The organism is Pantoea sp. CTOTU50773, assembly GCF_032082325.1.
Taxonomy (GTDB): Bacteria; Pseudomonadota; Gammaproteobacteria; order Enterobacterales; family Enterobacteriaceae; genus Pantoea; species Pantoea communis.
Genome location: NZ_DAMDQC010000061.1, coordinates 1 through 24230, shown reverse-complemented (window position 1 = coordinate 24230; position 24230 = coordinate 1). Strand labels below are relative to the sequence as shown.

Genomic DNA, 24230 nt, shown 5'->3' with positions numbered 1-24230 from the left:
GGCCGACCATCAGGACGCCTTTCGGGATCTTACCGCCCAGTTTCTGGAAGCGGCTTGGCTCGCGCAGATATTCAACCAGTTCACCCACTTCTTCTTTCGCTTCATCGCAACCTGCGACATCAGCAAACGTGGTCTTGATCTGGTCTTCGGTCAGCATGCGGGCTTTACTCTTGCCAAAGGACATCGCGCCTTTGCCACCGCCGCCCTGCATCTGCCGCATAAAGAAGATCCAAACGCCAATCAACAGCAGCATTGGGAACCAGGAGATGAAGATGGAAGCCAGCAGGCTTGGCTCTTCTGGTGGTTCACCAATCACTTTGACGTTTTTGGTCAAGAGGTTATCAAGCAACTTTGGATCGTTGACAGGAATGTAAGTCGTATATTTATTACTGTCTTTTTTGACAACGTTAATCTCACGCCCGTTAATACGTGCCTCGCGGACCTGATCCTGGTTCACTTCCGACAGGAAGGTTGAATAATCAACCCTACGGCCATTCGACTCGCTGGGCCCAAAGCTCTGGAAGACAGACATCAGCACGACCGCGATGACTAACCAGAGAATCAGGTTTTTCGCCATGTCACTCAAGGGATTAACCTCATATTACAACGGTGTTAACAGACAGCGTAGGGTACTATATATCCTTCAGACCTGGAATCGCGGCGCTGATGATTTTACTGCTTTTCACTGAAACTCAGAATTACACATCAGAGTAAACGCAGTTCGCCTTGCTTTGATTCCGGTACCGAGAGCTATAGTTTGCGCCCTGTCGCCACAATGTACACTTCACGCGAACGTAAACGAGAAGCGTCTGGCTTACGAATTTTCACTTTCGTAAATAGGGAGCGAATTTCCCGCAGGTATTCCTCGAAGCCATCTCCCTGAAACACTTTCACTACAAAACTGCCGCCAGGCGCCAGGATATCCCGACACATTTCCAGCGCCAACTCTACCAAATACATCGATCGTGGAATATCAACCGCAGGTGTACCACTCATGTTCGGCGCCATGTCAGACATAACAACTTGCACCTTTTGATCACCTACTCGCTCCAGCAATGCGTTCAGCACTGCCTCTTCACGAAAGTCGCCCTGTAAAAAATCGACACCGACGATCGGGTCCATGGGAAGCAAGTCACAGGCAATAATACGACCGTTAGATCCAATCTGTTGTACCGCATATTGCGACCAACCGCCGGGCGCAGCACCCAGATCTACCACTGTCATGCCGGGTTTGAAAAGCTTGTCACCCTGCTGAATTTCGTCCAGTTTAAACCAGGCGCGCGAACGCAACCCCTTTTTCTGTGCCTGCAACACATATTTATCGCTAAAGTGTTCCTGTAGCCAGCGACTGGAACTGGCCGAACGCTTTTTACCCGTCATAATTTTTCCAATTAAATCTTCATCGTAGCGATAAATCAGTACGCAATGAGTCGCGTTGATTTGGCGATATACCCGAGATGGCGGTAGAATGAACCGTTTTCAATCCCTGAGTAAGTAAAAAATACGATGAATCTGAGTACCAAACAAAAACAGCACCTGAAAGGCCTTGCCCATCCACTGAAGCCCGTTGTTATGCTGGGCGGTAATGGCTTGACCGAAGGCGTGCTCGCCGAAATCGAACTGGCGCTCGAGCATCACGAATTGATCAAGGTGAAAATTGCCTCTGAAGATCGTGAAACCAAGCAGCTGATCGTTGACGCTATCGTACGTGAAACAAAAGCTTGTAACGTACAGGTCATCGGCAACACGCTGGTGCTGTATCGCCCTGCAAAAGAGCGCAAAATTACTCTGCCACGTTAATTAAGCCGTAAAGGCTGCCATGACGGGCAGAGAAAGTGCCATGCTCCTGCATGGGATAAAAGGCCGCTATGCGGCCTTTTTCCTTTCTTTACAATATGCGGCTACACATTTCAAAGCGTAGCAATATCTTAAAGGTATTCCACCTTTAACACTTCATATTCCACATCGCCGCCCGGTGTCTTCACAATCGCAACGTCGTCTGCTTCTTTTCCAATCAAACCACGCGCCATCGGCGAGTTCACTGAAATCAGGTTTTGTTTGAAGTCAGCTTCATCATCACCCACGATGCGGTAAGTGAATTCTTCGTCCGTATCCACATTCAAAATGGTCACGGTAGCACCAAAAATCACGCGGCCGGTTTTCGGCATCGTCGTGATATCAATCACCTGAGCGTTGGAGAGTTTGGCTTCAATCTCCTGAATACGTCCTTCGCAAAAACCCTGTTCTTCACGGGCAGCGTGGTATTCGGCATTTTCTTTTAGATCGCCATGCTCACGGGCTTCGGCAATAGAGGCGATGATGCGCGGACGCTTCACGGTTTTCAGTTCGTTCAGCTCTTCACGCAGGCTCTCAGCGCCTTTCAACGTCATCGGAATCTGATTCATTTTGGCTCCTCGTCATCTATCCTGGTTAACGGCGTCATCCTGACCGGTGACAGCAGAAAACAGCTTCTGCGGCGCGTTACCTCTTTTCACAAGCAAAAGAAGCCTGACCCGGAAAGCTTTCCGGGTCAGGTTCGGTTTTGCATTTTGATACGTATTTTACCCCAGAGTTCCCTGTGGGTCATCGTTTACTTTGCACCGCCTCGGGAAGTAGTATTGACGCCTTCACCCGTCAGTTACCGCGAGATTATGCGATTTTCACGACTTGTTACCGGATTAACCTGTGCGTTTATGCTGCAGGCACAAGCAGCCCCCGTTGAAGAATACATGCAGTATTTGCCAGACGGCGCAAACCTGGCGCTGATGGTACAAAAAGTGGGCGCATCAACCCCGATAATCGACTATCACGGCAAACAGATGGCATTGCCGGCCAGTACCATGAAGGTGATTACCGCGCTGGCGGCCCTGCTGGAACTCGGTCCGGACTTCCGTTTTCAAACCACGATGGAAACCAAGGGTGCAGTCAGCGATGGCACGCTCAATGGCGACTTAGTGGCGCGCTTTGGTGGCGATCCGACACTGAGCCGTCAGGATCTGCGCAACATGGTGGCGGCCCTGAAAAAGCAGGGCATTACGCATATCAAAGGCAATCTGGTGATCGACACGTCCGTGTTCGCCAGCCACGATATGGCACCCGGCTGGCCGTGGAATGACCTGACGCAGTGCTTCAGCGCCCCACCTGGGGCGGCCATTGTCGACAAAAACTGCTTCTCAGTCTCGCTCTATAGCGCCACCACGCCGGGCGAAAACGCCTTTGTGCGCATTGCGTCCTATTATCCGGCACATATGTTCAGTCAGGTGCGTACCATTGGCCGCAACAGTGGTGATGGGCAATATTGCGAACTGGATGTGGTGCCAGGCGAACTGAACCGCTACACGCTGACCGGCTGCATGCGCCAACGCACCGAACCCTTGCCGCTGGCGTTTGCGGTGCAAGATGGTGCCGCCTGGGCGGGCGAAATCCTCAAGGCCGAACTACGTGCCGCGGATATCGATTACAGCGGCCATTTAGTGCGTCAGACGCAGGTTACCTCACCGGGAACCGTGCTCGCGTCGACGCAATCCGCGCCGCTGCACAATCTGCTGCACACCATGCTGAAGAAATCGGACAACATGATTGCGGATACGGTGTTCCGCACCATCGGCCATCACTATTTCAACGTACCCGGCACGTTCCGCGCCGGTTCCGATGCGGTACGCCGCATACTGCGTGAAAAAGCAGGCGTCGATCTCGGCAACAGCATTCAGGTCGATGGTTCAGGCTTGTCGCGTCACGATTTGATTGCGCCAGATACCATGATGCAGGTACTGCAATACATTGCGAAAAACGACTCAACGCTGAACTATATTTCGATGCTGCCGTTGGCGGGTTATGACGGCACGTTGCAATATCGTGGTGGCCTGCATGAAGCCGGACTGGATGGCAAAGTGTCAGCAAAAACCGGTTCGCTGCAGGGCGTTTATAATCTGGCTGGATTTATTACCACTTCCAGCGGTGCACGTGTCGCCTTTGTGCAGTATCTTTCTGGTTATGCGGTGCCGCCTGAAGATCAGAAAACGCGGCGCATTCCTCTGGTACGCTTTGAAAGCCGCCTCTACTCGGATATCAACAAAAACAACTAATGAAATTGCTGATCGTTGAAGATGACGCGCTGTTGCAATCGGGCCTGGCTCAGGCCCTTAGCGCACAAGGATATGCTGTTGACTGCGCGAGTACTGCTGCAGAGAGTAATGCTTTCTTACGCAGTGGGCAGTACAGCCTGATCGTTCTGGATCTGGGTTTACCGGATCGCGATGGTGCCACGCTGCTGCGTCAGTGGCGGCGCGATGGCATCAACGTACCGGTGTTGATCCTGACGGCGCGTGATGCACTGGAGGATCGCGTGGATGGCCTGGATGCCGGTGCCGACGATTATCTGGTCAAACCTTTCGCGCTGGTTGAACTGCAGGCACGCGTGCGTGCACTGATTCGTCGTTTTCAGGGCCACAGCGATAATTTGCTGCAACAAGGTGATCTCACCCTCAATCTCAGTTCGCAGCAGGTTTTGCTGGAAGAGCGTCCACTGGAAATTACCCCAAAAGAGTTCGCACTGCTGACGCGCCTGTTAATGCGTGTCGGTCAGAACGTCCATCGCGAAACGCTGCAGCAGGATCTCTATAGCTGGAATGACGATCCCGGATCTAACACCTTAGAAGTTCATATCCACAATCTGCGCCGTAAGCTCGGAAAAGATCGTATCAAAACCGTGCGTGGCGTGGGCTACCGCCTGGAAGTGCGCGAATGAATAGCATGCGTCAGCGGTTACTGATTATGCTGGCGCTGATTCTCCTCACCTGCCAGGTGATGAGCGCCATCTGGTTATGGCATGAGAGTCGCGAACAGATCAGTTTCCTGGTCAACGAAACGCTGTCTGCTCAGGCGCGTAACGACCGCGTCGAGAATGAGATCCGTGAAGCCATCGCTTCACTGCTGTTGCCTTCACTGGTGATGATCGCTCTGACGCTGCTGCTGTCATTCTGGGCGATTAACTGGATCATTCGTCCATTACGATCCCTGCAGGATAGCCTCGCCCATCGCTCCGCCGATAATCTCACCCCGCTGCCGGTTTATTCAGAAATGGATGAAATCGTTGCCGTGACCACCTCCATTAATCAGCTATTTTCGCGGCTCGACCACACGCTACAACAGGAACGCCTCTTCACCGCCGATGCCGCGCATGAATTGCGTACCCCTTTGGCCGGTTTACGTCTGCACCTTGAACTGCTGCACCAGCAGAACGTGCCGCAGAGTGAGATGCTGATTGAACGTATCGACCAGTTGATGCACACCGTGGAGCAACTACTGATGCTGTCGCGAGCCGGCCAGGCGCTGGCAGGCGGTCACTATCAGCAGTTGCTGTGGCAAAAAGACATCATGCAGCCGCTGCAGCCGGAAATGGCCGAACTTTATGCACAGCGACAGCAAACACTGCACTGGCCGAACGGCAAAGATATTCCGCAACAGGGTGAAGCCGTGTTGCTGCGCCTGATGCTGCGTAATCTGCTGGAAAACGCCTCACGCTACAGCCCGGAAGGCAGTGAAGTGAAGGTGAAAATGCAGCAGGACAAGCAGCAGGTGATTATCGAGGTGTGGGATCAGGGGCCGGGCATTGAGGCCGATGCGGCAGAAGAACTGACGCAAGCCTTCCGCCGTCGCGATCAGCGCTACGGTGGCAGCGGATTAGGTCTGAACATTGTGCTGCGCATTGTACAGATGCACCGTGGCAGGCTGGAGCTGGTCAACCGTAAAGATAGCAGCGGGCTGATTGCCCGCTGCTATTTACCGCATCAACTGCTTTAGAAGTGAGTGTTGAGGCTGATGTAGTAAGTACGGCCTGATTCGTTATAAGTATTGGCACCCGCACCGTACAGGTAGGCGCCTGTTGTGGCGTTACCGGTGGTTTGCGCATTACCTTCGCGGAAGTGACGCTTATCAAACAGGTTGTCGATACCCAGGGTGACGCTGGCGTACTTATTCACATCATAAGTCCCGCTCAGGCCAATGATAGAGTAAGGACTCACTTTTTCGGCCGCGCTTCCCGTCACCGGTTGACCTTTGTAGTCATACTTTTTCGGTGTTTGCGTGCCGTACCAGGTCAGGGTGGTTTGCAGCGACAGATCCTGCGTTGCCTGCCAGCTCAGCGTCGAGTTCAGAGTGTATTCCGGGATGATCGACAGACGATCGCCGGTTTCTTTGTTCTTACTCTGCAGCATGTAGGTGAAGTTGTTGTTCCAGCTCACGCTATCCGAGAACGGCACATTCACCGTACCTTCCAGCCCTTCCACCACCGCTTTCGGTACGTTTTCCCACTTGTAGATATCCGTGGTGCCGTTTGAGGCTTTACCGACGGCTGCGTAACCCGCTTCAATCTTGTTGCGGTAATCGTTACGGAACCAGGTCAGACCCGCCTGATAGCCTTCGTGTTTCCACTCCAGTCCAATCTCTTTGTTGAAACTGTTTTCGGCTTTCAGGTCTGGGTTACCTTGCAGATAACAGGCACCGGTGCTGGCAGCACAGCCCTGACCGTTGCTGTACAGCAGGTAGTTCGGGTTAGTCTGGTACAGGCTTGGCGCTTTATAAGCCAGGCCCGCCCCCATCTTCAGTGTGAAGTCATCACCCAAACCTTGCGACAGGTTCAGAGACGGGCTCCAGTTGTTACCCACAATCGAGTGATGATCGAAACGCAGACTCGGCGTCAGCATGGTGCTGTCGGTCAGTTCCATGTTGTCTTCAGCGAACAGCGAGAAGATTTCCGCCTGCGAATACGGGCTACGACCGGTATTCGACACGCCAGGTACAGAGCCATAGTTAGCAGCCTGAGTGGTTGAAGAGGGATCCTTCATGCTCTGCTGGTTCCATTCGGCGCCCAGCGTTGCCGTCTGATTAATCAGCCACTCAAACGGAATGCTAACTTCGCTGTGCAGTAAAATATCGTCTAACTGAATGGTGTTGAAACCATCGTTAGAGAAGATACCTTCTGTACCGCCCGCCAGACCTTCATTGATACGAGTATTACGGGTTTTCTCATAGCGCGCATAGGTATTGGTGCTGACACCGTTATCCCAGGCACCGGTCCATTTCAACGAGATATTCTGGCGATACAGGCGGTTAGTTTCATCGCCATAGAGGCTTTTCACCAGCGCACTGGTGTTGGTGTTCTGCGTATCGCCTGCGTAAAGGTTGCCTTGACGGCTGTAACCCGCTTGCAACTCCAGGGTTTGCATCGGAGCAAATGCCCAGCTCAGTAACGCATTGATATCTTTATTGACCGAGCCTTCACGACCCGAAGGATAGCTGCCCGCATACGTACCGGTACGCGCTGCCGCATGGCCTTCGTTGATGTCATAAGCATCGGCCTGGGTTTTCGCTAAGCCACCGTACAAGCGGAAGTTGAAGTCATCACCCAGCGGCCCTTCGAGGCTGAAGTTAGTGCGTTTGGTCGCGCCTTCCGATTTGTGTTCCGGCGCATTGAAGTAGGTATTCCACGAACCGTGCCACTGCTGATCGGTATATTTCCTGGTGATAATGTTAACCACACCGCCTGCTGCGCCGTTACCGTAACGCACCGCGGCCGGGCCACGAATCACATCAATGCGTTCGATCATTTCTGGCGGCACCCAGTTGGTATCACCGCGCGTATCACGCTCACCACGCCAGCCCAGACGTACGGAGTTGCGGCTGGTGATTGGCATACCATCCACCATAATCAGGGTGTTTTCCGGGCCCATGCCGCGAATATCGATCTGGCGATTGTTACCGCGCTGGCCACTGGTGGAGTTACCGGTCAGGTTAACGCCCGGCATGGTGCGAATAATTTCAGAGACATCACGTGCAGGCGGATGCTTTTTAATTTCATCTGATGTGATGGTGGAAACGCCGGGTGCCTGCAGGTTTTGCTGCTGGGCGGTCACCATCAACGTGCCGCCGTTCATCGATTCGGCGTCGGTAGTGGATTGGCTGCTGGTCGTCTTGCTGGAAGTGTCTGCTGCCCAGGCGCTGCCTGAGAGCAGTGAGGCGCTCAGCCCCAGTTCAATCAAAATAGCTAATGATAATCGTGAGTAACGCGTCATTGTTTTTCATTCCTGGATGGCCAGTAAAATGCCGTTGGATTCTTAACTGGCGAGCCGGTGAGAATATCCCTGTCCTTATCGCGCCCAGTTCCAGACCTGGCAGTGCCATCCGTTGCGTAACCTTCCAGGAAGGAAAGAGTCAGGCGGAACGAGCGTGCTCTTTTGAGCGGAAACACCCTATTGCAAATGCAAATAGTTATCAATAGTATTAATTATTAATCTTATGTAAATCTTTCCCTACACAGTGACTGGCAGCCCCTATGACCTGGCGAAATGATGTAACCGGTAGCGAAGCCTGGTGGCAGGAGCAACAAACTCAGGGTATTCCGCGAATTGACCCTCAGCAGGATGGCACCTGCCTGGTGACCTTCTTCTGGCGCGATCCCCAAGGCAGCGAAAAAACGTCAGCGACTCAGCGTGTATGGATCAACATCACTGGCGTGACCGATCACCACCAGAAACGTCCACCTCAGTCATTGGTGCGCGTAACGGGTACCGATGTGTGGTACTGGCAAACTGCGCTGCCATCAAACTGGCGCGGCAGCTACTGCCTGATGCCCGATGAGCAGGCAACCGACTTTAGCGGTGAAGCGGACATGTATGCCTTGCGAAACTGGTGGCGTGACAAATTCCCCACGGCGAAGGCCGATCCCCTGAATACACTGCGCGGCTGGGCCGGTGGGCGTGGCATGGGCGTTTCGCCGCTGCATCTCCCGCAGGCCCCTGACCAGAAAATCTGGCAAGCCGTGGATGATGGCAGCGCATCGGCTGTTTCTTTGCAACAATATCAGTGGGATAGCGCGTTACTAAGTAACAGTCGCAAAGTGTGGATTTATGCCACCGGCGAATCCGATAACGCGCAACGTCCACTGGCCATTCTGCTGGATGGGCAGTTCTGGGCGAATCAAATGCCGATTGCCGGGCCATTGCAGCAACTTACTGACGCAGGGAAACTTCCCCCTGCCGTTTATCTGTTAATTGACATCATCGATCGTGAACACCGTAGTCGTGAACTGCCCTGTAATCCGCAGTTCTGGCAAGCCGTGCAGCAGGAGTTACTGCCGCAGGTGGCGCAATGGGCACCCTATCGCCAACAGGCAGATAGCACGCTGGTGGCTGGACAAAGTTTCGGCGGGCTGGCATCGGTGTTTGCCGCGCTGCATTTCCCGGAGACGTTTGGCAATGCACTAAGCCTCTCCGGATCATTCTGGTGGCCCGAACGTGGCAACCCATACGGCTGGCTGTTGCAGGCGCTGGATAGCGGCCTGGCACCGAAACAGCCGCTGCGTTTCTGGCTGGAGGCAGGTAAACGTGAAGGCCTGATTCTGCAAGCCAATCAACAATTAGAACAAAAACTTACCGCTGCCGGCTATCAGGTAAATTACCTGCCGGTGGAGGGCGGCCATGACGCGCTATGCTGGCGCGGTGGTCTGCTCGACGGTCTGCAAGCCCTGTGGCGCAATCCGACTTAACTTCATCACGCAGGACGCAAACCGGAGCACAGATGTCTGAATCTCTGATGAACAAAACCATGACCGACCAACACACCTTGCCCTTAGTGGCAGCCCAGCCCGGCATCTGGATTGCCGACCAGCTGACCCAGCACCACAATGCATATGCAGTAGCTCACTTTGTCGAATTGTCCGGCGCCATCGACACAGACCTGCTCGCGCAGGCCATCGTGGCTGGCATGCAGGAAGCCGATACGCTGAATATGGCGTTTGCCGAAGTCGAGGGCGAAGCACTGCAGTGGCTGCAACCGCAGACGTTCAGTGCGCCAAAAATCGTTGATTTGCGCGCTGAACCCGATGCGGCCACCAAAGCCCGCGCGTTAATGCGTGAAGACATGAACGGTGATCTACGCGTACTGAGCGGTGCACCTTTATGGCATCACACGCTGTATCGCATTGGCGATCAGCACTGGTTCTGGTATCAGCGTTATCACCACTTAGTGGTGGATGGTTTCAGCTTTACCGCCATCACTCGCCGTATTGCTAACCTTTACACTGCCGCCGTGCAGCAGCAAGAGGCCGAGCCAACCCCGTTCATCCCGTTTAGCGAAGTCGTCGAAGAGTACCAGCGTTATCAGGAATCCTCTTCATTCACGCGCGATGGTGATTTCTGGCGCGAGAAAGGCGCAGCGCTGCCCTCACCGGCTTCGCTATCACCGCTGCCGCTGGCGGGACAAAGCACGACCACCGATCTGCTGCGCCACAGCGTGACGCTCGATCGCAGCACCTTCCAAACCCTGGTGAATCAGCATCCACAATCCAGCGCTGCTGACCTGGCCTTTGCGCTGGTGGCGCTGTGGCTGGCGCGACTCAGCGGACAAAATGATTTCGCCGCTGGATTCATCTTTATGCGCCGCATCGGATCCGCCGCGCTGTGTGCCACCGGTCCGGTGATCAACGTGCTGCCGATGGCCGTGCATTACGATCCCACCCAGCCGCTGAGTGCGCTGGCTGCCCAGCTGGCAGGTGAAGTGAAGAGAATGCGCCGCCACCAGCGTTATGACGCGGAACAGGTGCAGCGCGATCTTGGACGTTTGGGCGATGGTGACCCGCTGTACGGTCCGGTGATCAACCTGAAGATGTTTGACTATCAACTCGATTTTGCTGGCGTTGAAGGCATAACCCATCAGCTGGCATCAGGCCCGGTGCGCGATCTGGAAATCGCTATCTACATTAGCGAACAGGGTGAACTAACGCTGGAGTTGCTGGCGAATGCGGAGCGCTATAGCGAATCGACGCTGATTCGCCACGCCAGCCGTTTTGCTTTGCTGCTGGATCAGCTGGCGGAGCAACCACAGCGTGCGTTGGGTGAACTGGATCTGCTAACCACAGAAGAGCACGTACAAATTGCCGGTATCAATCAGACCGCGCACCCTGTTCCTGCAGAAACGCTGGCCTCACTGTTGGCGCAACAGGCCGCGCGTACGCCTGATGCCCCGGCGCTGGCTGATGCGACGCACCAGTTAAGCTACCGTGAGATGCAGCAGCAGTTGTATGCTCTGGCAGCGGATCTTAGTGCAGCGGGCGTCCAGCGCGGCGATATCGTCGCAGTGGCATTGCCGCGTTCAGTGCAGCTCTCACTGGCACTGCAGGCGATTGTGTCGCTCGGCGCGGCCTATCTGCCGCTCGATACCGGCTACCCCGACGAACGTTTGCAGCTAATGCTGGAAGATGCCGCCCCCAAAACGCTGATCACCTCAGTGGGATTGAGCGCCCGCTTTAGCGCTATCTATTCTGTTAAGCAGCTGCACTTTGATGCGCTCTATACCGCGCCAGACGCGCCACCACCTGCCAGCGCGCCGACACCACAGGATGGCGCTTACATCATCTACACCTCAGGATCTACCGGGCGTCCGAAAGGCGTATTGGTCGGTCATGAAGCGATCGTCAACCGCCTGTTGTGGATGCAGGATCGCTATCCGCTGCAAGCCGACGATGTGGTATTGCAGAAAACCCCAAGCAGTTTCGATGTATCCGTATGGGAATTCTTCTGGCCGCTGCTGGTAGGCGCGCAACTGGTGATGGCACCGCCGGAAGCGCACCGCGATCCGGAAGCCCTTCAGCAGTTGTTTGCGCGTTACAAAGTGACTACCACGCACTTTGTCCCTTCGATGCTGGCCGCCTTTGTCGCGGCGCTGGACAGTGCGCCAGCGATTGCCTGCTGTGGCAGCTTACGTAACGTCTTCTGTAGCGGTGAAGCGCTGCCGACCGATCTGTCGCGTGAATGGGAAAAACTGACGCAGGTGCCGCTGCACAATCTTTACGGCCCGACCGAAGCGGCGGTAGATGTCAGCTGGTATCCGGCGTTTGGCGAAGCGTTGGCAGCCGTTGAAGGAGCCAGCGTGCCGATTGGTTTCCCGGTGTGGAATACCGGACTTCGCATTCTTGATGCGCGTATGCAGCCGGTGCCGCCGGGTGTGGCGGGCGATCTTTACTTAACCGGCGTACAGCTGGCACACGGCTATCTTGGCCGCCCGGATCTGACCGCCAGCCGCTTTATCGCCGATCCTTTTGCCGCTGGCGAGCGCATGTATCTGACCGGGGACGTGGCGCGCTGGCTGGATAACGGCGCGGTGGAATACCTCGGACGCAGCGACGATCAGTTGAAGATCCGAGGCCAGCGTATCGAACTCAACGAAATCGATCATGTGATGAGCACACTGCCCGGTATTGAGCAGGCAGTCACGCACGCGGTGGTACTCGGCGGTGCCGCTGCACAAGGCGGTGACGCGCGTCAGCTGGTGGGTTACGTCGTCGCAGAGCACGTTGTCGATGGCGACGCGCTGCGTGATGCACTGGCGCAACGGCTGCCTGCACATATGGTGCCGGTGGCGATTGTGCAACTGGATGCCTTCCCGCTGAGCAGCAATGGTAAATTGGATCGCAAAGCCTTACCGCTGCCAAAAAATGCAGCTGACAGCGTGGGCCGGGACTCGCATCCCGGTCTGGAAACCCAATTGGCGCAGGCTTTCTGCCAGTTGCTGGCGCGTGACACCATCAGCGCCCAGGATGATTTCTTCGCCCTCGGTGGCCACTCGTTGCTGGCGATGCGCTTAGCTGCCCAGCTGCGCCGCGAACTGCAACAGCCGGTTTCGGTAGGGCAGATTATGGTGGCTTCAACGGTGGAAAAACTCGCCCGGTTGCTGAGCGATACACAATCGCATCAGCAGGCAGGTTTTGAAGCCGTTCTGCCGCTGCGTCAGGGCAACGGTCCGACACTGTTCTGCTTCCATCCGGCGTCGGGTTTTGCCTGGCAGTTCAGTATTCTGCAGCGCTATCTCGATCAGCGCTGGTCGCTGGTGGGGATTCAGTCGCCGAATCCCCAGAGCCCGCTGAACCAAAGCGCGCATCTCGACGAGGTGTGTGATGCGCATCTGCAAACCTTACGGAACGTGCAGCCGCACGGACCCTACTTCTTCCTCGGTTATTCGCTGGGCGGCACGCTGGCGCAAGGTATTGCGGCACGACTGGAAGCGTCAGGTGAAGAGGTAGCCTTCCTCGGCCTGCTCGATACCTGGCCGCCGGAAACGCAGAACTGGGATGAAAAGCGTGGCGAGAATGTGCTGGATCCGGCGGTGCTGGAAGAGGTGAATCGCGAGCGCGAGCAGTTTATCGCTGCCCAGCGCCATCAGGCGGGCGAAGAGATGCGCGCGATGTTCGATACCATCGAAGCCAACTACGCCAGTTCGGTGCGTCTGTTGGCCACCGCGCGCAGTGCGCGTTTCAACGGTCGCGCCACACTGTTCCTCGCCGAGCAGACGCAGCAGCCTGGTCAGGATGCGCGTCGCGCCTGGGCACCTTATGTCGGTGAGTTAGAGGTTTGGCCGATGGATTGTGCACACGTGGAGATTATTTCCCCGCAGATGTTTGAGCAGATTGGCCCGCTGTTGCAACGGATATTAGGCTAACGTCAGCCGATTTCCGGGAGGTCGAGGGGCCTCCCGGCGATAACTGATCTGCCTTGTACAGGGGCTGGGATGAAGCCTCACTGCGATCAACCTGCCTGCCCTGTGCAGGGCGCTGCGTTAAGACCTCCCGACACGATGCTCCACTGTGGTGTGCCGGTCACAGCATTTAGATTCCCGCGATAACATGCTTTATGCAGCCAGACCGCTTACTTTCCTCTTCCCAGCGGCACGATCATTGGCGTGTGCGCCACCGGATCTTCCACAATCACGCAGCGTAAACCGTACACCTGTTCAATCAACGCGGGTGTTACGATCTCTGCGGGCTTGCCTTCGGCCAAAATCTTGCCGTGACGCATGGCGATCAAATGGGTGGCATAACGGCAGGCGTGATTAAGATCGTGCAACACCACCACCAGCGTGCGGCCATGCTGCTGATTCAACTCCTGCATCAGTTCCAGCAGTTCAATCTGATGGGTGATATCCAGCCAGGTAGTTGGCTCATCCAGCAACAGCAGCGGGGTTTGCTGCGCCAGCACCATGGCAATCCATACGCGCTGACGCTGCCCGCCGGACAAGGTATCCACTGGCTGCTGCGCCAAATCCGCCACGCCGGTTGCCCGCATCGCGCTTTGCACCGCCTCTTCATCTTCACTGCGCCAGCGGCCAAACAGCGCTTGATGCGGGTAACGCCCACGTGCCACCAGTTCGGTAACGCTGATGCCAGCCGGTGCGTTGGAACTCTGCGGCAGCAGCCCAAGTCGACGCGCCACCTCTTTGGTCGGATAACGCGCTATCGCCTCACCATCCAGATACACCTCGCCTTTCAGCGGAGTATTAAGGCGGCTCAGGGTGCGCAGCAAAGTGGATTTACCGCAGGCGTTGGGGCCGATAATCACTGTCAGCTCACCTTCCGGGATCGCCACCGACAGGTTTTCTGCCACCACTTTCTTGTCGTAGCCGAGCGTCAGGCCTTCGCCATACAGCCGTGAAGGGATATCGATCATTGGCGTCGCGCCTCCCGCACCAGTAACGCAATCAGATAAAGTCCACCGAGGCTGACGGTAATCACGCCAACCGGTAATTGATAAGGCAAGAAAAAATGCTGCGCAGCAAAATCAGCCGCAATGAGCAACAGTGCGCCACACAGCGCCGCCAGCAGCAGCGCGCCTTTCTCGCCGCCGCCGAGTCGACGCGCGATTTGTGGTGCCAGCAGCGCAATAAAGGAGATCGGCCCCACCAGCGCAGTGGACGCCGCCGTCAACACTACGCCAATCAGCATCAGCAGCAGCCGACTGCGCTCCACCAGCACGCCGAGCGCACTGGCGGTATCATCGCCCATCTCCAGCAAACGCATCCGTCGTGTTAGCAACGCCATCAGCAGCAGCGACAGCAGCAACACGCCAATCACCGGCGGCGTTTTCGCCCAGGTGATGCCGTTAAGTGAACCGGCACTCCACAATCCGGCACTGAGCGCGGACTCTAGCGAAGCACTGATAATCAGCCAGGCATTCAGTGCCATCAGCAAGGCGCGCACACTGATACCGACAATAATCAGGCGGAAGGTTTCTACCCCGTTGCGCCAGGCAAACAGATACACCAATACCGCCGTGCCGATACCGCCAACCAACGCTGCACCGGTCATGGCGGCGATGCCCTGATTGAACAGCACCAGCGCCACCAGCACGCCGCTATAGGCACCGGTATTGAAACCGAGAATATCCGGGCTGCCGAGCGGGTTGCGCAGCAGTGACTGGAAAATCGCGCCGCTGACGCCCAGTGCCGCGCCAATCAGCAGCGCCATTAGCACACGCGGCAGTCGCCACTCTAAAACGATCAGCTTGACGTTGCTGGCACCGTGTCCCGCCAGCACTTGCCAGAATTGCTTAGCACCAATCGGCAATGCGCCTCGCGTCATCGCCAGATACGCCAGCAGTGCGCATCCGAGCAACAACCACGTGGTATGTAATCTAACCCGACGCGTCATAACGCACCTCGCCCGAGTTTACGGCGCACCAACACAATCAACACCGGTGCACCCAACATCGCCGTGACGATGGAGACGCGCAGTTCGCCCGCCACCAGCAGTCGTCCCAGAATATCCGCTGCCAGCAACAGAATCGGGGTAATGATCGCCGTGGCGGGCAGCATCCAGCGGTGATCGTTGCCGACCATCCAGCGTGCAAAATGCGGCGTCATCAGTCCGATAAAAGCAATCGGCCCCACTGCCGCTGTCGCCGCACCACACAACAACGCAATCGCCACTAAACCAAGCAGTTGCGTGCGCGCCACCCGCGTGCCCAGCGCGGTCGCCATATCGCCGCCCATGCTTAAACTGTTCAACGCCTGCGACAAATAGAGTGCCACTCCGCTGCCGATTAGCACGGCCGGGAACAGGGTGCGCAATACAGTGAAATTGCGGATATCCAGCGAGCCGCTGTGCCAGAAACGCAGATGATCATAAATATCGGGATTGAGCAGTGACAGACCAGACGTCAGTCCATCCAGCACCGCGCCCAGCGCTACGCCGGCTAACGTCAGGCGTACCGGATTGACTCGCCCGCCGCCAATCGCCCCCGTCATCGCCACCAGCAATGACGCCAGCAGTGCACCGGCAAACGCGAAGCCGAGCCAATCGAGGGGAGAATCCGCGCCAAACAGCGCAATGCCGATCACCACCGCAAACCCGGCACCTGCGTTAACGCCGAGAATGCCCGGATCGGCCAGTGGATTGCGCGTCAGGCTTTGCATTAGTGCGCCTGCTAATCCAAGGGCGACACCCGCCAGCAATCCGGCCAGCGTACGAGGCAAGCGTGCATCACGCACAATCACGCACTCAGCGTTGTCACAGCCTGAGGTAAGAGAATGATAAACATCGGAAATGGGTATCGATTTTGCCCCCAGCATCAAGCTGAGCGCGATGAGGAGCAAGAGCAGAATCCCTGAGCCTGCTAATGCACGGATCTGGCGCATCGTTCTAAACCTTCACTGTTCAACGTCGTCGCATGCGCAACGCAATTTGATAATGGTTATCGTTATTACTCGCGTTTGCCTATGTTACCATGACTCGCCTCGCGGACGATGAGGAAAATTGGTGCAAAAAGGCGAACAAATGAACAAATCTTCCCACTTTATCGATCTCTCCCTGCTGAAAACCCATGCGGCATTTCGCGCAGTATTTATTGCCCGATTCATCTCGATTGTCGCATTAGGCATGCTCGCCGTGGCGGTGCCGGTGCAGATTCAGCAGATGACGCACTCCCCGCTTTTGGTGGGATTGGCCGTCACCCTCGCCGCATCCGGTATGTTTATTGGTCTGCTAACCGGCGGGGTGTTAGCCGATCGCTACGAGCGTAAGAAACTGATTTTGCTTGCCCGATCCACCTGCGGCTTGGGCTTTATCGCGCTGGCGATTAACGCTGCGCTGCCGCAGCCTTCACTGATTGCGGTGTATCTGCTGGGATTCTGGGATGGCTTCTTTGGCGCGATTGGCGTCACGGCGCTGCTGGCGGCCACACCGGCGCTGGTGGGGCGCGAAAACATTATGCAGGCCGGCGCCATCACCATGCTGACGGTGCGTTTTGGCTCCATCCTCTCGCCAGCCATTGCCGGACTGGTCATTGCGCACGGCGGTGTAATGTGGAACTACGGCTTAACCGCGTTTGGCACACTGATTACCGTACTGACGCTGCTGAAATTACCGCAACTCCCGCCGCCACCTCAGCCGCGTGAACATCCGCTGAAGTCGCTGGCCGCCGGGGTGCAGTTCCTGTTTGCCAGCCCGATTGTCGGCATGGTGGCGCTGATAGGTGCTCTGGTCACTCTGGCCAGCGCAATTCGCGTGCTCTACCCCGCTCTCGCACCACATTGGTCAGTGAGTGCTAACCAGCTTGGCATGCTCTACGCAGCCGTGCCTCTGGGTGCCGCCATCGGCGCGTTCACCAGCGGTAAACTGAAACATGCAGCCCGACCGGGACAGCTGGTGCTGGGCAGTGCGGTGGCCGGATTTATCGCGCTGGGATTATTCAGTCTGATGCCCAATCTGCCGCTGGCGCTGCTGTGTCTGGTGGCGTTTGGTTATTTCAGTGCCATCAACAGTCTGGTGCAGTACGCGATGATTCAACTGCTGACGCCAGACCATCTGCTGGGCCGCATTAACGGCTTGTGGACCGCGCAAAATGTCACCGGAGATGCGATCGGTGCGGCGATGATTGGGGCCATGGGATCGTGGTTATTGCCGCCACAGGCTGCCGCCGCGTTTGGTTTTGCGGCAGCGCTGTTGGGGGTTGTGATGTGGTGTGTAATGGGCCGTTTACGTCGTTATGCGCCGCCAGCCCCTGAGCTGGCGGAGCAGGCATCATGATTTAACGAACAGTTTCTCCAGACGCGCCAGCAGATTGCTGGCGCTGTAGTAATCCAGACGGAACGAATCGACGCCAAGCGGGAATACCTGCTTATCCTTAACCGCCGCGTTTTGCGCGAGAAACGGATTGCCGATCACCGACTGCGTGGTTTTGTCATCAGCCGCAAACAGCAGGAAGGTTTTGCCCGTCAAACCGCTTCCCACATTCTCACCCGACAGCTGAATGATGTCTTTACGCTGGCCCATGCTGTGGCCTTGCTGCACGCTGGCGGGTGGAACGGCGAGGGTAAAGCCAAGTTGCTCCAGCAGTTTGCCCTGCGCTGACTCCGTGGTCCACACGTTGACGGCACGCCCATCGCCGTTCCACACCAAGGCAGACACGGGCTGCGGCGGTAAGGTGATGGCTTTTTTCAACGCTGCTTCACGATCGTCAAAAGCCTTCACCCGCTGTGCAGCCTGCGCTTCGTGACCGGTTGCCTGGCCTAGCAGCGTCACCACATCCTGCCAGCTCTTGTCGTCGTAATTCACCACCAGCGTCGGTGCGATGGCGGAAAGCTGGCTGGCGAGTTTAATCGCAGAATCATTACCTGTGGCGCTCACCAGAATCAGGTCTGGTGCTTCTGCGGCCACCGCTTCGGCACTCGGCTCGCCAATATAGAGACGTTTTACATGGCGCTGTTTTGCCACCTCACCCCATTGACGGAAAAAACCCTGATCGTCGGCCAGACGGCTGTTCGGAGCGGTCGCACCGGAGGCCACCACCGGTGCATCAATTGCCAGCAATGATCCAGTTAAGGTGACGCTGGTTGAAACAATACGCTGCGGAGCTTTGTTTAAGGTAATTGAACCCTTTGCCCCCTGCACCGTGCGCGGCCATCCCTGTTCTGCCTGTGCGAGCCCTGTGAAAGTCTGGAAAATAAACAACAGGGCTGTCAGTCCCAATAAACCGCATTTATTCATAAGTTTTGGTCCACCTTTTAGCTTATTGCACGGCTCGACGTCACCTTCCGATTACGCCTAATCATGCGGGAAATCCCGCGAATGGATTGACTCTTTTGTCCAATCGACGTAGGTTACAGGCCCATAATAAAAATGATAATCATTCTTAATAATCTTATCATTTATAGGTGAAAATTATGGTGGAATCATCCATGTTTGAAAATGCCTTATTAGAGGATTTTTCTGCGTTATGTCGTGGGTTCCTCTTTACCTCGCCGTGGCGAAGCCTCGCGACTCAAGGCTGCTATACCACGATAACCACCTCTGTGGCAGACGCTGCATCATTGCAGGGTGATTTTCAACTTCAGCTGCATCAACATTTTGCGGCGGCAAAACAACAAGGCATTGAGAATCCGATCCTGGTGGGTGCGATTCCGTTTGACGTGAGTCAGCCTGCGGCCCTGTTTATTCCTGAAACGTATCAAACTTTTCATCGTGCCGACCTACAGAATGCGCTGCCTGCGGCTGCCAGTGAGCTGCCGCAGGTACGTCGTCGCGTGGCGGTGCCGGATCACGATGTCTTTACCCAAATGGTGGCCGATGCGGTGACAGCAACGCAACGCGGTGACCTAGATAAAGTGGTGCTGTCGCGCCTGATGGATATTGTCACCGAACAGCCAGTGGATACCGCGGCACTGATGCAACGCGTCATTGCGCAGAATCCGAATAGCTATCACTTCCATCTGCCGCTGCCACAAGGCGGTGCACTGGTGGGGGCCAGCCCGGAGCTGATGCTGCGTAAGCAGGGCCGCGATTTTAGCTCGTGCCCGCTGGCGGGCTCAGCACGTCGTGATCACCACGATAGCCAACAGGATCAGGCAGCGGGCAATACGCTGATGGACTCCAGCAAAGATCGTCATGAACACCAGCTGGTCACAGATGCGATGCGCAATACGCTGCAACCGCGCAGTCGCCTGCTTTCCGTGCCGACGGTACCGTCATTGATCACCACCGCGACCTTATGGCACCTCGCGACGCAAATCGATGGTGAGGTACAGGATGATCGTGAGAACGCCTTGTCGCTGGCCTGCCTGCTTCATCCGACCCCCGCATTAAGCGGCTTCCCACACCAGCGTGCTCAGCAGCTGATTCAGCAATTAGAGCCTTTTGATCGTCAGCTGTTTGGCGGCATTGTGGGATGGTGTGACAGTGAAGGCAACGGCGAATGGGTGGTGACAATTCGTTGTGGCACCGTGCACGGTGCACGCGTGCGACTGTTTGCGGGCGCAGGCATCGTTGCCGATTCCCAACCTGAATCAGAATGGCGCGAAACCGGCGTGAAGCTGGATACCATGTTGCGCGCTTTTGGACTGCAATAAAGGAAAGAGCATGAGCATTCCCTATACCCGCTGGCCTGAAGATTTGGCTGCGCGCTATCGCGAAAAAGGCTATTGGCTCGATGTGCCAATGACCGATATCCTGGCGCGTCATCAAGAGAATGATGCAATCGCGGTCATCGACGGCGATCGTCAAATCAGCTATCGCGAGCTGAATCAGCTAACCGATAACCTCGCGGCAGCCCTGCAGCGCCGTGGCCTGCAACAGGGTGATACTGCGTTAGTGCAGCTAGGCAACGTGGCGGAGTTTTACGTCACGGTCTTTGCGCTGTTTAAACTGGGCGTAGCATCCGTCTTCGCGCTGTATAGCCATCAGCGCACCGAGCTGACCGCCTATGCCGCGCAGATTGAGCCTAAACTGCTAATTGCCGATCGCAGTCACGCGCTGTTTGGCGATGACACCTTTATTGGTGCGCTTTGTGCCGCTCAACCGTCACTGCAGCAGATCATCCTGCGTAATGACGGTGATAAAGAAAACACTCTCGAAGCTTTGATGGCGGAAGCGGTAGGCGATTATCAGCCCACGCCGAGCGCCGCTGATGAAGTGGCGTTTTTCCAGCTCTCCGGTGGCAGCACCGGGACACCAAAATTGATTCCGCGCACGCACAACGATTACTACTACAGTATTCGCGCCAGCGATGAGATCTGTGAAGTCACGGCTGACACGCGTTATCTGATCGCCCTGCCCGCACCGCATAACTTCGCTATGAGCTCACCGGGTTCACTTGGTGTGTTTTATGCCGGGGGCCAGGTGATCCTCGCCGCTGATCCCAGCGCTACGCTGTGCTTCCCGCTGATTGAGAAGCACCAGGTCACCGATACCGGTCTGGTGCCACCCGCAGTGAGCCTGTGGCTGCAGGCGATTCAGGAATGGGGTAGCAACAAGCAGCTGGCTACGCTGCAGCGCATTCAGGTCGGCGGCGCGAAGCTCGGCGAAACCCTGGCGGCACGCATCCAGAGCGAAATTGGCTGCCAATTACAGCAGGTGTTTGGCATGGCCGAAGGTCTGGTGAACTACACCCGCTTTGGCGATGACGAGAAAATCGTGCTGACCACTCAGGGCCGACCGATTTCTGAAGATGACGAAGTCTGGGTGGCGGATGAACACGGTAATGCGCTGCCGCACGGCACGGTGGGTCGCCTGATGACACGCGGTCCGTACACCTTCCGTGGCTACTACAAAAGCCCGGAACACAATGCCGCTAGCTTTGATGCTAACGGCTTTTACTGCTCCGGCGATCTGATTGAGATCAACCCGCAGGGTTACATCACCGTGCAGGGCCGCGAGAAGGATCAGATCAACCGTGGCGGCGAGAAGATCGCCGCAGAAGAGATCGAGAATTTGCTGCAGCGCCATCCGGATGTGATTCATGCCGCGCTGGTGTCGATGACAGATGAACTGATGGGTGAAAAAAGCTGCGCCTTTATTGTTGCCAGCCAGCCAATCAAAGCGGTGGCGCTGCGCCGTCATCTGCGCGATCTCGGTGTCGCCGAGTTTAAATTACCCGATCGTATTACCTGCGTAGATGCCCTGCCACTGACCCCGGTTGGCAAGGTGGATAAAAAACGTTTACGCCAACAGCTTGCTGACCAACAAGCGCAAGCCTGAACCTATTCCGGAGATTGTAATGGCTATTCCAAAACTGAATTCTTACGCGCTGCCTGCCGCCACTGAACTGCCGACCAACAAGGTGAAATGGACCGTTGAGCCACAGCGTGCTGCCCTCCTGATCCATGATATGCAGGCTTATTTCCTGAATTTCTGGGGCGAGAACAGTCCGCTGATCGATCAGGTTGTGGAAAACATTGCCCGCCTGCGCGCCTACTGCAAAGCGCAAGGTATTCCGGTGTTCTACACCGCGCAGCCCAACGAGCAGAGCGATGCCGATCGCGCACTGCTCAACGACATGTGGGGACCAGGCCTGAATAAGCATCCGGATCAACAGAAGATCGTAGATGCATTGGCGCCAGATCAGGACGATCAGGTGTTAACCAAATGGCGTTACAGCGCCTTTGTCCGCTCGCCGCTGGAATCGATCCTGCAGGAGATGGGCCGCGATCAGCTGATCATTACCGGCGTTTACGCCCACATCGGCTGCCTGACCACCGCCACTGACGCCTTTATGCGTAACATCCAGCCGTTTATGGTGGCGGATGCGCTGGCCGACTTCAGCCGTGAAGAGCACATGATGGCACTGACCTACACCGCTGGCCGCAGCGGCAAAGTGGTGATGACCGCCGATCTGATGCCGCTGCCGCTGAGCAAAGACGATCTGCGTGCGCTGATTCTGCCGCTGCTGGAAGATGACGATGTGCCAGAAGATGATGAAAACCTGATCGACTACGGCCTGGATTCCGTACGCGTGATGGCGCTGGCGGCGCGCTGGCGCCAGGTGCACAACGACATCGATTTCGTTAGCCTGGCAAAAAATCCGAGCATTGATGGCTGGTGGGCACTACTGTCACGGACGCCTGCCAAATGAGTGCCTCTTTCGACTTTAACGGAAAAATCGTCTGGGTAACCGGCGCGGGTAAAGGCATTGGTTACCACACGGCGCTGGCATTCCATCAGGCCGGCGCACAGGTGATCGGCTTCGATCTGCGTTTTGAGCAGCCCGACTACCCGTTTGCCACTCAGGTTCTGGATGTAGCGAATGCGGCGGAGGTGAAAGCCGTGTGCCAGCGTCTGCTGGCTGAGCAGCCTCGTCTGGATGTGCTGGTCAACGGCGCCGGGATCCTGCGCGTCGGCAGTACCGAAGCACTCGCATTCGAAGACTGGCAGGCGTGTCTGGCGGTGAACGCCGGTGGCGCCTTCAATATGTTCCAGCAAACGCTGCCGGTATTCCGCCAGCAGCGCGCGGGGGCGATTGTTACCATCGCTTCTAACGCGGCTCACGCGCCACGTCTCGGCATGTCCGCTTATGGCGCTTCCAAAGCCGCACTACGTAGCCTGTGCCTCACCGTCGGTCTGGAAATGGCACCGTTTGGCGTGCGCTGCAACATCGTTTCACCGGGTTCAACCGATACCGATATGCAACGTAGCCTGTGGCATACGCCGGAAGCAGAGCAGGAGATGATCAACGGCTTCCCGGATCAGTACAAGTTGGGGATCCCACTGCGTAAGATCGCGAAACCGCAAGAGATCGTGAACAACGTTCTGTTCCTGGCCTCAGATCTTGCCAGCCACGTGGTGCTGCAGGATATTGTGGTCGACGGTGGCGCAACGCTGGGATCCTGATATGGCAATCTGGAAACGATCGGTTGATCTGGCAACCTTAAATACCCTGGGGGATAACTCGCTGGTGTCGCACGTCGGCATCGTGTTCACGGTGATTGGCGACGATTACCTTGAGGCAACTATGCCAGTGGATACCCGCACGCAGCAGCCGTTTGGCCTGCTGCACGGCGGTGCGTCAGTGGTGCTGGCGGAATCGATGGGATCGATTGCCGGTTATCTGAGTGTGGAAGAGGGAAAAAGTGTGGTGGGGATTGAGGTCAGTGCCAGCCATCATCGCGCGGTGAGCAGCGGTGAAGTGCGCGGCATCTGCCGTCCTTTGCACCTTGGCGCACGCAACCAGAGCTGGGAAATTGAGATTCGCAATGGACGCGATCAACTGTGCTGCACATCGCGATTGACGGTGGCGGTGCTGGGGTAATTTTCCGCGACGGCCCTCACCTCCTTATTCCAGGGGGCAGAATCATCGCGCCGGATTGCTGCACACGATGCCCTTTCATCGGGAGATGAAAATGGCACTCAGCAGCCATAAAAAAAGCGGCCAATTGGCCGCTTTCTGTTTTGCGATTAACGCTGGTAAATGATTTCGACGCCTTCGTCGTCTTCCTCGTCCCAGTCGTCATCCCAATCGTCGTCTTCTTCCACTTCCTGAGCGGTTTCCATGGCTTCGCGGTGATAATCATCCCACATGAAGGCCACTTTCTCCGGCTCTTTCGCTTCTTCTTCCGCTTCTTTCGGGTTCTCGATGATGAAGGTCATCACGTCCCAGCAGAGATCTTTCACGCCGTCCTGGCTGGCTGCAGAAATC

At 56.3% G+C, this 24230-nt stretch carries 20 protein-coding genes and 1 pseudogene; 12 read left to right on the top strand and 9 right to left on the bottom strand.

The features are described 5' to 3' along the window. On the bottom strand, positions 1 to 577 hold a 577-nt coding region (locus tag RT340_RS11790), incomplete at its 3' end, for an ATP-dependent metallopeptidase FtsH/Yme1/Tma family protein (protein ID WP_313376127.1). Positions 578 to 750: 173 nt separating this feature from the next. Then, complete coding sequence (rlmE, locus tag RT340_RS11785) at positions 751 to 1380, bottom strand: 23S rRNA (uridine(2552)-2'-O)-methyltransferase RlmE (protein ID WP_034826540.1); 630 nt, start codon at positions 1378 to 1380, stop codon at positions 751 to 753. Positions 1381 to 1506: 126 nt separating this feature from the next. Here rlmE and yhbY point away from each other — a divergent pair, with 126 nt between their 5' ends. Further along, complete coding sequence (gene yhbY, locus RT340_RS11780; RefSeq protein ID WP_034826542.1) at positions 1507 to 1800, top strand: ribosome assembly RNA-binding protein YhbY; 294 nt, start codon at positions 1507 to 1509, stop codon at positions 1798 to 1800. Between the two features lie 128 nt (positions 1801 to 1928). Here the strand turns inward: yhbY and greA are convergent, their stop codons facing one another. After that, positions 1929 to 2405: a transcription elongation factor GreA gene (gene greA, locus RT340_RS11775; RefSeq protein WP_034826545.1), complete on the bottom strand. Its 477-nt coding sequence runs from the start codon at positions 2403 to 2405 to the stop codon at positions 1929 to 1931. A 246-nt stretch (positions 2406 to 2651) separates the two neighbouring features. Between greA and dacB the strand changes: the two genes are divergently transcribed. From dacB to pmrB, 3 genes are read left to right on the top strand one after another with little or no spacing between them, the layout of a single operon-like run. Continuing rightward, positions 2652 to 4085: a serine-type D-Ala-D-Ala carboxypeptidase gene (gene dacB / locus RT340_RS11770; protein WP_097118400.1), complete on the top strand. Its 1434-nt coding sequence runs from the start codon at positions 2652 to 2654 to the stop codon at positions 4083 to 4085. Beyond that, entirely contained in the window at positions 4085 to 4747 is a 663-nt protein-coding gene (gene pmrA, locus RT340_RS11765) for a two-component system response regulator PmrA (RefSeq protein ID WP_034826547.1), read from the top strand. Before dacB ends, pmrA begins: the two co-directional genes overlap by 1 nt. Further along, positions 4744 to 5802, top strand: a complete 1059-nt coding sequence (pmrB, locus tag RT340_RS11760; RefSeq protein WP_058959451.1) for a two-component system sensor histidine kinase PmrB — start codon at positions 4744 to 4746, stop codon at positions 5800 to 5802. Before pmrA ends, pmrB begins: the two co-directional genes overlap by 4 nt. Here pmrB and RT340_RS11755 read toward each other — a convergent pair. Next, positions 5799 to 8072, bottom strand: a complete 2274-nt coding sequence (locus tag RT340_RS11755; protein WP_097118203.1) for a TonB-dependent siderophore receptor — start codon at positions 8070 to 8072, stop codon at positions 5799 to 5801. The genes pmrB and RT340_RS11755 overlap by 4 nt on opposite strands. A gap of 260 nt (positions 8073 to 8332) precedes the next feature. On the opposite strand from RT340_RS11755, the gene fes reads away from it, so the two are divergent. Further along, the gene (fes, locus tag RT340_RS11750; protein ID WP_097118202.1) at positions 8333 to 9544 is read left to right on the top strand and encodes an enterochelin esterase; all 1212 of its coding nucleotides are present in this window, start codon (positions 8333 to 8335) and stop codon (positions 9542 to 9544) included. A gap of 32 nt (positions 9545 to 9576) precedes the next feature. Beyond that, positions 9577 to 13491, top strand: coding sequence for an enterobactin synthase subunit F (locus RT340_RS11745; RefSeq protein ID WP_313376122.1), 3915 nt, complete (start codon positions 9577 to 9579; stop codon positions 13489 to 13491). A gap of 206 nt (positions 13492 to 13697) precedes the next feature. Here the strand turns inward: RT340_RS11745 and RT340_RS11740 are convergent, their stop codons facing one another. Genes RT340_RS11740 through fepD form a run of 3 tightly spaced genes read right to left on the bottom strand, consistent with a single transcriptional unit; the run spans position 13698 to position 16461 of the window. Beyond that, a complete protein-coding gene (locus tag RT340_RS11740) occupies positions 13698 to 14495 on the bottom strand; it encodes an ATP-binding cassette domain-containing protein (RefSeq protein ID WP_058959455.1) in 798 nt (265 codons plus the stop codon). Next, the gene (fepG, locus tag RT340_RS11735; RefSeq protein WP_313376120.1) at positions 14492 to 15475 is read right to left on the bottom strand and encodes an iron-enterobactin ABC transporter permease; all 984 of its coding nucleotides are present in this window, start codon (positions 15473 to 15475) and stop codon (positions 14492 to 14494) included. The genes RT340_RS11740 and fepG overlap by 4 nt, the downstream gene beginning before the upstream one ends. Continuing rightward, complete coding sequence (gene fepD / locus RT340_RS11730) at positions 15472 to 16461, bottom strand: Fe(3+)-siderophore ABC transporter permease (protein ID WP_211729320.1); 990 nt, start codon at positions 16459 to 16461, stop codon at positions 15472 to 15474. The genes fepG and fepD overlap by 4 nt, the downstream gene beginning before the upstream one ends. A 139-nt stretch (positions 16462 to 16600) precedes the next feature. Between fepD and entS the strand changes: the two genes are divergently transcribed. Next, positions 16601 to 17851 carry an enterobactin transporter EntS gene (entS, locus tag RT340_RS11725; protein WP_313376116.1) on the top strand — a complete coding sequence of 417 codons (1251 nt, stop codon included), beginning with the start codon at positions 16601 to 16603 and terminating at the stop codon, positions 17849 to 17851. Here the strand turns inward: entS and fepB are convergent. Further along, the gene (gene fepB / locus RT340_RS11720) at positions 17846 to 18811 is read right to left on the bottom strand and encodes a Fe2+-enterobactin ABC transporter substrate-binding protein (RefSeq protein WP_097118198.1); all 966 of its coding nucleotides are present in this window, start codon (positions 18809 to 18811) and stop codon (positions 17846 to 17848) included. The genes entS and fepB overlap by 6 nt on opposite strands. A 176-nt stretch (positions 18812 to 18987) precedes the next feature. Between fepB and RT340_RS11715 the strand changes: the two genes are divergently transcribed. Genes RT340_RS11715 through RT340_RS11695 form a run of 5 tightly spaced genes read left to right on the top strand, consistent with a single transcriptional unit; the run spans position 18988 to position 23843 of the window. After that, the gene (locus RT340_RS11715; RefSeq protein WP_211729318.1) at positions 18988 to 20169 is read left to right on the top strand and encodes an isochorismate synthase; all 1182 of its coding nucleotides are present in this window, start codon (positions 18988 to 18990) and stop codon (positions 20167 to 20169) included. A gap of 10 nt (positions 20170 to 20179) precedes the next feature. Further along, positions 20180 to 21796 carry a (2,3-dihydroxybenzoyl)adenylate synthase gene (locus RT340_RS11710; RefSeq protein ID WP_211729317.1) on the top strand — a complete coding sequence of 539 codons (1617 nt, stop codon included), beginning with the start codon at positions 20180 to 20182 and terminating at the stop codon, positions 21794 to 21796. A gap of 19 nt (positions 21797 to 21815) precedes the next feature. Continuing rightward, the gene (locus RT340_RS11705; protein ID WP_034826585.1) at positions 21816 to 22670 is read left to right on the top strand and encodes an isochorismatase family protein; all 855 of its coding nucleotides are present in this window, start codon (positions 21816 to 21818) and stop codon (positions 22668 to 22670) included. Further along, positions 22667 to 23425, top strand: a complete 759-nt coding sequence (gene dhbA, locus RT340_RS11700) for a 2,3-dihydro-2,3-dihydroxybenzoate dehydrogenase (RefSeq protein ID WP_182057551.1) — start codon at positions 22667 to 22669, stop codon at positions 23423 to 23425. The genes RT340_RS11705 and dhbA overlap by 4 nt, the downstream gene beginning before the upstream one ends. Before the next feature lies 1 nt (position 23426). Beyond that, positions 23427 to 23843: a hotdog fold thioesterase gene (locus RT340_RS11695; RefSeq protein WP_058962126.1), complete on the top strand. Its 417-nt coding sequence runs from the start codon at positions 23427 to 23429 to the stop codon at positions 23841 to 23843. A gap of 146 nt (positions 23844 to 23989) precedes the next feature. Here the strand turns inward: RT340_RS11695 and obgE are convergent. Then, positions 23990 to 24230: pseudogene (gene obgE / locus RT340_RS11690) on the bottom strand (GTPase ObgE); the annotation flags it as partial.

Bases quoted from the DNA above. Each gene is read 5' to 3' on its own strand.
- rlmE (WP_034826540.1), bottom strand. From the start codon at position 1,380: ATGACGGGTAAAAAGCGTTCGGCCAGTTCCAGTCGCTGGCTACAGGAA.
- yhbY (WP_034826542.1), top strand. From the start codon at position 1,507: ATGAATCTGAGTACCAAACAAAAACAGCACCTGAAAGGCCTTGCCCAT.
- greA (WP_034826545.1), bottom strand. From the start codon at position 2,405: ATGAATCAGATTCCGATGACGTTGAAAGGCGCTGAGAGCCTGCGTGAA.
- dacB (WP_097118400.1), top strand. From the start codon at position 2,652: ATGCGATTTTCACGACTTGTTACCGGATTAACCTGTGCGTTTATGCTG.
- pmrA (WP_034826547.1), top strand. From the start codon at position 4,085: ATGAAATTGCTGATCGTTGAAGATGACGCGCTGTTGCAATCGGGCCTG.
- pmrB (WP_058959451.1), top strand. From the start codon at position 4,744: ATGAATAGCATGCGTCAGCGGTTACTGATTATGCTGGCGCTGATTCTC.
- RT340_RS11755 (WP_097118203.1), bottom strand. From the start codon at position 8,072: ATGACGCGTTACTCACGATTATCATTAGCTATTTTGATTGAACTGGGG.
- fes (WP_097118202.1), top strand. From the start codon at position 8,333: ATGACCTGGCGAAATGATGTAACCGGTAGCGAAGCCTGGTGGCAGGAG.
- RT340_RS11745 (WP_313376122.1), top strand. From the start codon at position 9,577: ATGTCTGAATCTCTGATGAACAAAACCATGACCGACCAACACACCTTG.
- RT340_RS11740 (WP_058959455.1), bottom strand. From the start codon at position 14,495: ATGATCGATATCCCTTCACGGCTGTATGGCGAAGGCCTGACGCTCGGC.
- fepG (WP_313376120.1), bottom strand. From the start codon at position 15,475: ATGACGCGTCGGGTTAGATTACATACCACGTGGTTGTTGCTCGGATGC.
- fepD (WP_211729320.1), bottom strand. From the start codon at position 16,461: ATGCGCCAGATCCGTGCATTAGCAGGCTCAGGGATTCTGCTCTTGCTC.
- entS (WP_313376116.1), top strand. From the start codon at position 16,601: ATGAACAAATCTTCCCACTTTATCGATCTCTCCCTGCTGAAAACCCAT.
- fepB (WP_097118198.1), bottom strand. From the start codon at position 18,811: ATGAATAAATGCGGTTTATTGGGACTGACAGCCCTGTTGTTTATTTTC.
- RT340_RS11715 (WP_211729318.1), top strand. From the start codon at position 18,988: ATGGTGGAATCATCCATGTTTGAAAATGCCTTATTAGAGGATTTTTCT.
- RT340_RS11710 (WP_211729317.1), top strand. From the start codon at position 20,180: ATGAGCATTCCCTATACCCGCTGGCCTGAAGATTTGGCTGCGCGCTAT.
- RT340_RS11705 (WP_034826585.1), top strand. From the start codon at position 21,816: ATGGCTATTCCAAAACTGAATTCTTACGCGCTGCCTGCCGCCACTGAA.
- dhbA (WP_182057551.1), top strand. From the start codon at position 22,667: ATGAGTGCCTCTTTCGACTTTAACGGAAAAATCGTCTGGGTAACCGGC.
- RT340_RS11695 (WP_058962126.1), top strand. From the start codon at position 23,427: ATGGCAATCTGGAAACGATCGGTTGATCTGGCAACCTTAAATACCCTG.